This is a genomic window from Glutamicibacter sp. AGC46 (assembly GCF_053543715.1).
On the sequence record NZ_JBLVOJ010000024.1, the window covers coordinates 292221 to 298271 of the forward strand.

A 6051-nucleotide genomic window follows, 5' to 3' on the forward strand; every position below is an offset into this window, starting at 1 on the left:
AACCCCCCCACCGGCCGGGACTCCCGGCCGTTGGCGATGTACCAGATGGCGACTAGGAGTCATAGCCGGACTGGATATTTTCAAGCACTTCCTTGGTCGGCTTGCCATCGATCCAGTCCACCAGGCCCTTCCAGAAGGAGTCGGAGCCGACGCTCTTGGGCATCAGATCAGACCCGTCGAAGCGGAAAGTGGTGTTCGGATCCTGCAGCAATTCAACAGCGGAACGCAGCAGGTCGCTGCTGGCGTTCTTCGGATCAAGCCCGGAGTTCGCCGAGATCACGCCGCCGAGTCCAACGCGGCTATTGGCCCAATCCGCGCTGGCCAGGTATTCCTGGACCTTGGCGGTATCCTCATCATTGGAGAAGGCGGCAACGAATTCACCGCCGCCTACAACAGATACGGGGTCATCGGCTTTGGCTGGCGGGGCAACGAAAGCCCAGACATCCCCGTCAGGCGCCACGGTAGCTTTCTCGCCATCGGCGTTCTTGGAATCCAGGACGTATCCTTCCAGGAAGGATGCCTGGTGGGTCAGCGGGCAGGTTCCCTTGGCCACGGCCGTGCCAACATCGCCGAAGGCGGTGGCGTTGATCGACTTCACGTCGCCATATCCGGCGTTGACTTGCTCCGGGTCCAGCAGGATCTTTCCAACGGAATCGAAGGCGCTGGTGATTTCTGGCGAAGTGAATTCCAGATCGCCCGAAACCCACTTGTCGTAGGCTTCGGTTCCGGACTGGCGCAGGACCGCGTCTTCAATCCAGTCGGTGCCCGGCCATCCCGATGCCTCGCCCGAGGCGAATCCGGCACACCAGGCCGGTTCATTGGTCTGCTTCGAGATTTCGGTGCCCAGGGTGGTCATTTCATCCCAGGTTTCCGGGACGCTCAAGCCCCACTGCTCGAACTGCTTGGGCGAGTACCAGATGTAGCCTTTCACGCTGGCCATCAGCGGCACCCCGTACTGCACCCCATCGACCTTGCCGTAGTTCTGCCAGTCCTCGGACCAGTTGCTCTGCAGCTGGGACTGGACTGCCTCGGGAAGTTGCTGCACCTTGCCCTGGGCCACGGTGGCCTGCAGCAAGCCGGGTTGCGGGAAGACGGCCAGGTCCGGGGTGTCGCCGCCCTGGACCTTGATTCCGATTTGGGATTCGAAGTTCTTGTCGCCGGTGTAGCGGATCTTGATGCCGTTCTCCTCGGACCACTTGGCCCAGGATTCTTCCAGCAGTTCGGCTTCAATGCCGGTGACCGGACCGTAGATATCGACGACTCCGTCGGCTTGGCCCACTTGGGCTTCGCCGCCGCCGGAGGCGTTGGGGTCATTGGGGTCTGCTCCGCCCGAGCAACCGGCCAGGAGCAGGCCGATTGCTGCCACCGAGATAACCGGCGCGAACTTCTGCCCGCATTTTGCTTTAGTCATGATGCCCTCCACGTTGGGTAATGCCCTGCCGGATGAGGCGGCCTGGCACGAGTGATCCCCTCAATAGTGACGCAGGTCATCGACGCGCGTCAACAGTTATGGGTGAACACCGTGGAGAAAATGGCGCGGGCAGGTCATCGCGGTGCCGGGCCCGAGCTGTCCCGGACCACCATCAGCGGCGCGACCAGTTGCTGCACCGGCGCCTGGGAGCGCCCCTCGATCTGCTGCACCAGGGCGTCCACCGCGGCATGGGAAATGGCCTCCCCCGGCGGGGCTACCGTGGTCAGCGCCGGGGCAACCATCTCGGCCGAGCGGTCCCCGACCCCCAGGGCGATCACCGAGAGGTCATCGGGGATCCGCAACGCAGCCAGGCCAGCGGCGTTGACAAATCCCGCGGTGGCGAACTCCTTGAGCGCCAGCACCGCAGTGGGTCGCGGGTGCAGTTCCAGGTAGGCCTCCAGCGCCGCGCGGCCGCCGCGGGCGTTGTTTTCCACCGGCACTTCCTGCATCGCCATGCCCCGATCGCGCACGGCATCGCAGATGGCCCGGGCCGTGCGGATGGCCGGGCCGTTGCCGGCTTCCTGGTCTTCCACCGATACGTTGATGTACATGATGGATTGGTGGCCGAGGCTCGCCAAATAGTTCACCGCGATGCGCCCGGCCTGGGCAAAATCATTATCGACATAGGACAGGTCCGCGCTGTCATCGGGACGGCCAATGGAGGCAAAGGCAATGCCCGCGCGCCGCAGGACATCAAAGCGCGGGTCATTGATCGACACTTCCATCAAGAGCACCCCGGCCACCAGCTTCTGCCCGACCAGGCTTTCCAATCCCATGGCATCGGTCATCGGGTTGGACCACAACAGCATGTGGTAGCCCAGCGCGCGGGCACGCTCCATGGCGGCGGTGACGTACTCGAACTCGGTGGAAGAATAGCCGTCCAGGCTGGTGGGAAAGTGCAGGGCAAGGATGCCCCGGCGCGATCCGGCCAGGCCTTGGGCAAAGGCATCCGGGGTGTAGTTCAACTCCCGCATGGCCGCCAGGACCCTGGCCTTGGTCGCCTCGGAAATGGTGCGCCGGCCGCTGATCACGTAGGACACGGTACTAGGAGATACGCCGGCCAAGCGCGCCACGTCGTTCCTGGTAGCCATGGGCCCACCGCCTTTGGTTATTCCAACTCGTCATCCCTATTGAAACACGGCGGCGGGCAATCCCCCCTGGGTCAGCGGCTGGCGACGAATGCCTGCACGCAGGCCTCGATATCCTCAGCCGAATGCGCGGCAGAAAGCTGGACGCGGATGCGCGCGGCCCCCTTGGGCACTACCGGGAAGCTGAAGGCCGTCACGAAGACGCCCTGCTCCAGCATCTTGCCTGCGACCTCTGCGGCCTTGACCGCGTCTCCGAACATCACCGGAATGATGGCGTGCTCGCCGTCGAGTAATTCGAAGCCCTCTTCGGTCATGCGGCGGCGGAAGTGCGCAGCGTTCTCGAAGAGCTTCTCGCGCAGGTCCCCGGAGTCCACCACCAGGTCCAGCGCCTTCAACGTGGCAGCCACGATCGATGGAGCCAGCGAGTTGGAGAACAGGTACGGGCGGGCCTTCTGGCGCAGCATCGCGACAATCTCGCCGCGGCCGGACACGTAGCCGCCCGAGGCGCCGCCCAATGCCTTGCCGAAGGTGCCGGTGTAGATGTCCACGCGGTCTGAGACTCCTGCATGCTCCGGGGTGCCGGCCCCGGTGGCGCCCATGAAGCCCACGGCGTGGGAGTCATCGACCATGACCAGCGCGTTGTACTTGTCAGCCAGATCGCAGATGGCCTCCAAGGGAGCCAGGTATCCGTCCATGGAAAAGACGCCATCGGTGACGATGATGGTGCGGCGGGCGCCCGCCCCGCCGCTGAGCTGCGCGGCAGCCTGCAGCTGGGTTTCCAGGTCGGCCATGTCCTGGTTGGCGTAGCGGAAGCGCGCGGCCTTGGACAAGCGGATGCCATCGATGATCGAGGCGTGGTTCAGCGCATCGGAGATGATGGCGTCTTCCTTGCCGAACAGCGATTCGAACACGCCGCCGTTGGCATCGAAGCAGCTGGAGAACAAGATGGTGTCCTCGGTGCCCAGGAATTTAGAGAGCTTGGCTTCCAGTTCCAGGTGCAGGTCCTGGGTGCCGCAGATGAAGCGGACCGAGGCCATGCCGAAGCCGCGCTCATCCATGGCGGTCTTGGCCGCGTCGATGATCTGCTGGTTATCGGCCAGGCCCAGGTAGTTGTTGGCGCAGAAATTCAGCACCTTCCGCGCATCGTCGCCCAGCGAGCCGGCCATGATGGAGGCGGACTGGGCCGAGTCGATGTGGCGTTCTGCCTTGAACAGGCCGGAGGACTTCAGCTCGTCCAATTCGGCGGCAAGCTGGTCTTTGAGATCCGTGTACATTGCAAATGCTCCTTGTTGATGCGGGAAATTCTTAGCCTGAGAAAACGGTCCAGTCGAGCACGACCTTGCCGCCGTGCCCGCTGCGAGCAGCTTCGAAGCCCTGCTGCCATTCGGTGGCCGGCAGGAAGTCGGTAACCACCGAAGCGATGCGCTCGCGCATCACCTCCGAGGAGGTGAGCATGGCGCTCATGGCGTACCAGGTCTCGAACATTTCGCGGCCGTAGATGCCGCGCAGGGTCAGCATGTGGGTGACAACCTTGCCCCAGTTGATGTCGATCGAGGTGCTGGGCAGGCCGAGCATGGCGATCTTGCCGCCATGGTTCATGTTCTCGATCATTTCCGGCAGGGCGGTCTTGTGCCCGGACATTTCCATGCCGTAGTCGAAGCCTTCGACCATGCCCAGCTTCTGCTGCGCTTCCTTGATGCGGGTGGTCGCGACATTCACGGCCAGGTCGATGCCCATGGACTGGGCCAATTCCAGGCGCTGCTCGGAGACATCGGTGATGGCGATGTTGCGGGCACCTACATGGCGGGCCACTGCCGCGGCCATCAGGCCGATGGGTCCGGCGCCGGTGATCAGCACGTCCTCGCCCACCATCGGGAACTGCAGTGCGGTGTGCACGGCATTGCCGAATGGGTCGAAGATGGCGCCGAGCAACGGGGTGATGCGCTCATCGCGGTGGATGTAGACGTTGCTTTCGGGGATCACCACGTATTCGGCGAATGCGCCGTCGCGCTGCACGCCTACCGAATCGACGTTGATGCACATCTGCTTGCGGCCCGCGCGGCAGTTGCGGCACAGGCCGCACACTACGTGGCCTTCACCCGAGACGCGGTCGCCGACCTTAACCCCGTGCACGAAGTCGCCGATTTCCACGACCTCGCCGTAGAACTCGTGGCCCGGAACCAGCGGGGTGTTGATCATGGCCTTGGCTGCATCGTCGTAGGCTTCGATGTGCAGGTCGGTGCCGCAGATTCCGGCGGTCATGACGCGGATCTTGACCTCGTGGGCGCCGGTCTCTGGTTCTGGGCGATCAACGAGTTCCAGCCCCGCGTGCGGGCCGGACTTGTACAGTGCTTTCATGCGGGTTCCTTTGGATTGGGCACCTGGGTGCGCGCAACACAGACATGGGGTCGCTTCAAGTGTCGCACCCGACAGCACGGTACAACACCTTAGAAGATCACTGATTTACTGATCCAACGATTTAGAATTTACTTCATGGAATTGCATCAGTTGAGGATTCTGCGTGAACTCGCGGATTTGGGCAGCGTCAACGCCGTGGCGAAGGCCCTTTTTGTCTCGCCCTCGGCGGTCTCGCAGCATTTGGCCCAACTGCAGCGCAATTTCCCTGTGCCACTGACACAGAAAGAGGGACGGCGGCTAGTACTCACCAGCCAAGGAAGGATCTTGGCACAAGCCAGCGCCCAGGTTGCTTCAACTCTCGCCGAGGCAGACTCCAAGATCAGGAACTATGAAGGCAACTTTGCCCAACCGGTACTCATCGCTGGATTTCATTCCATTGGCCAAACGATCTTCGCGCCGTTACTGAATTCCGGTGATGATGACCTGCCGCCCTTGCGTTTCTTTGATGAAGACGTTTCACAACAAGATTTTCCGGCCCTAACTTCTACATATGATCTGGTCCTCGCTCACCGAATGCCGCATACCGAGGCCTGGCCTGCCGACAGAGTTTCCGTAATCCCATTGGCCTTCGAACCCCTAGATATTGCTGTGCATCAAGATCATCCACTGGCACGGTTTGAAAGTCTCTCGCCAGCTCAAGTTATCGAAGAGCCTTGGGTGGTCTCCCGCCCAGGATTCTCGCCGGCTGATGTGCTCGATACCATCGCCGCGTTGTCGGGGTCGGCTCCTCGAATTGAGCATCGGGTCAACGACTACGGCACGGCAGCCGCACTGGTACGAGCCAGTCATTGCTTGGGAATTTTGCCTCGCTTCACTTCGCGGTCCATGCTGGGCAAGGATGTGACTTTACGACCAGTTTCAGGCTTGGAATCCGGTCGACAAATCGACATCCTGGTACGCGCCGAACACCTTCACAGACCGACAGTTATTCGAGTTATCGATGCCCTCAGAGAGACGGCGCGGAAGTTGGTGGCCGAAAATCTCTAGCGCCGGGTTAGTTCGCGTTGGAGGCCATTTCTTGGGAGGCTTTACCACTTTCCCGGACAGCTCCGAACAGCAAGGCGGCCCCCTCAA

5 protein-coding genes are annotated in these 6051 nt (G+C 62.2%); 1 reads left to right on the forward strand and 4 read right to left on the reverse strand.

Annotated features, from left to right (window positions below; genetic code table 11):
• Positions 1-52: 52 nt before the first annotated feature.
• From ACNPM8_RS13430 to tdh, 4 genes are all read right to left on the reverse strand, one after another.
• Positions 53-1411, reverse strand: coding sequence for an ABC transporter substrate-binding protein (locus ACNPM8_RS13430; protein WP_448940002.1), 1359 nt, complete (start codon positions 1409-1411; stop codon positions 53-55).
• 134 nt (positions 1412-1545) lie between these two features.
• The gene (locus tag ACNPM8_RS13435; protein WP_448940003.1) at positions 1546-2562 is read right to left on the reverse strand and encodes a LacI family DNA-binding transcriptional regulator; all 1017 of its coding nucleotides are present in this window, start codon (positions 2560-2562) and stop codon (positions 1546-1548) included.
• A 71-nt stretch (positions 2563-2633) separates the two neighbouring features.
• Positions 2634-3833, reverse strand: coding sequence for a glycine C-acetyltransferase (locus ACNPM8_RS13440; RefSeq protein ID WP_448937497.1), 1200 nt, complete (start codon positions 3831-3833; stop codon positions 2634-2636).
• Positions 3834-3864: 31 nt separating this feature from the next.
• The gene (gene tdh, locus ACNPM8_RS13445; RefSeq protein ID WP_448940004.1) at positions 3865-4917 is read right to left on the reverse strand and encodes an L-threonine 3-dehydrogenase; all 1053 of its coding nucleotides are present in this window, start codon (positions 4915-4917) and stop codon (positions 3865-3867) included.
• 135 nt (positions 4918-5052) lie between these two features.
• On the opposite strand from tdh, the gene ACNPM8_RS13450 reads away from it, so the two are divergent.
• Positions 5053-5964: a LysR family transcriptional regulator gene (locus tag ACNPM8_RS13450; RefSeq protein ID WP_105657174.1), complete on the forward strand. Its 912-nt coding sequence runs from the start codon at positions 5053-5055 to the stop codon at positions 5962-5964.
• Positions 5965-6051 lie beyond the last annotated feature (87 nt).

Coding starts and splice junctions, on each gene's coding strand:
- ACNPM8_RS13440 (WP_448937497.1), bottom strand. CDS start 3,833: ATGTACACGGATCTCAAAGACCAGCTTGCCGCCGAATTGGACGAGCTG.
- ACNPM8_RS13435 (WP_448940003.1), bottom strand. CDS start 2,562: ATGGCTACCAGGAACGACGTGGCGCGCTTGGCCGGCGTATCTCCTAGT.
- tdh (WP_448940004.1), bottom strand. CDS start 4,917: ATGAAAGCACTGTACAAGTCCGGCCCGCACGCGGGGCTGGAACTCGTT.
- ACNPM8_RS13430 (WP_448940002.1), bottom strand. CDS start 1,411: ATGACTAAAGCAAAATGCGGGCAGAAGTTCGCGCCGGTTATCTCGGTG.
- ACNPM8_RS13450 (WP_105657174.1), top strand. CDS start 5,053: ATGGAATTGCATCAGTTGAGGATTCTGCGTGAACTCGCGGATTTGGGC.